The sequence below is a fragment of the Methylobacterium haplocladii genome, from assembly GCF_007992175.1.
Classification (GTDB): domain Bacteria; phylum Pseudomonadota; class Alphaproteobacteria; order Rhizobiales; family Beijerinckiaceae; genus Methylobacterium; species Methylobacterium haplocladii.
The window spans coordinates 1-1,190 of sequence record NZ_BJZT01000080.1; the positions used below are offsets into that span (position 1 = coordinate 1).

Consider the following 1,190-nt stretch of genomic DNA (forward strand, 5'->3'; position numbering starts at 1 on the left):
GATGGGCAAGGAAAAGTTCAACCGCAACAAGCCGCATTGCAACATCGGCACGATCGGTCACGTGGACCACGGCAAGACTTCGCTGACGGCGGCGATCACGAAGGTTCTGGCGGAGTCGGGCGGCGCGACGTTCACGGCCTACGACCAGATCGACAAGGCGCCCGAGGAGAAGGCGCGCGGCATCACGATCTCGACGGCGCATGTCGAGTACGAGACGGCCAACCGCCACTACGCCCACGTCGACTGCCCCGGGCACGCGGACTACGTGAAGAACATGATCACGGGCGCGGCGCAGATGGACGGCGCGATCCTGGTGGTCTCGGCTGCCGACGGCCCGATGCCGCAGACCCGCGAGCACATCCTGCTCGCCCGCCAGGTCGGCGTGCCGGCGCTGGTGGTGTTCCTGAACAAGGTCGACTTGGTCGACGACGAGGAACTGCTCGAGCTCGTGGAGATGGAGGTGCGCGAGCTCCTCTCGAAGTACGAGTTCCCGGGCGACGACATCCCGATCACCAAGGGCTCGGCCAAGGTCGCCCTCGACAACGGCGACAAGGCCGTCGGCCACGACGCCGTGCTCGCGCTGATGAAGACGGTGGACGAGTACATCCCGCAGCCGGAGCGTCCGGTGGACAAGCCGTTCCTGATGCCGATCGAGGACGTGTTCTCGATCTCGGGCCGCGGCACGGTGGTGACGGGTCGCGTCGAGCGCGGCATCGTCAAGGTCGGCGAGACGGTGGAGATCGTCGGCATCCGGGACACCCAGACCACGACGGTCACGGGCGTCGAGATGTTCCGCAAGCTTCTCGACCAGGGCCAGGCCGGCGACAACGTCGGCGTGCTCCTGCGCGGCACCAAGCGCGAGGACGTCGAGCGCGGCCAGGTCGTGTGCAAGCCGGGTTCGGTGAAGCCGCACACCAAGTTCAAGGCCGAGGCCTACATCCTGACGAAGGAGGAGGGCGGCCGCCACACGCCGTTCTTCACCAACTACCGCCCGCAGTTCTACTTCCGCACCACGGACGTGACCGGGATCTGCACCCTTCCCGAGGGCACCGAGATGGTGATGCCGGGCGACAGCGTGACCATGGACGTGGCGCTGATCGTGCCGATCGCCATGGAGGAGAAGCTGCGCTTCGCCATCCGCGAAGGCGGCCGCACCGTCGGTGCCGGCGTCGTCGCCAGCATCCAGGAAT

1 protein-coding gene is annotated in these 1,190 nt (G+C 66.9%); it reads left to right on the forward strand.

Annotation, left to right across the window (positions count from 1 at the left end; all coding sequences use genetic code 11):
* Nucleotide 1 precedes the first annotated feature (1 nt).
* On the forward strand, nt 2–1,190 hold a 1,189-nt coding region (gene tuf / locus MHA02_RS21805), incomplete at its 3' end, for an elongation factor Tu (protein WP_147082674.1).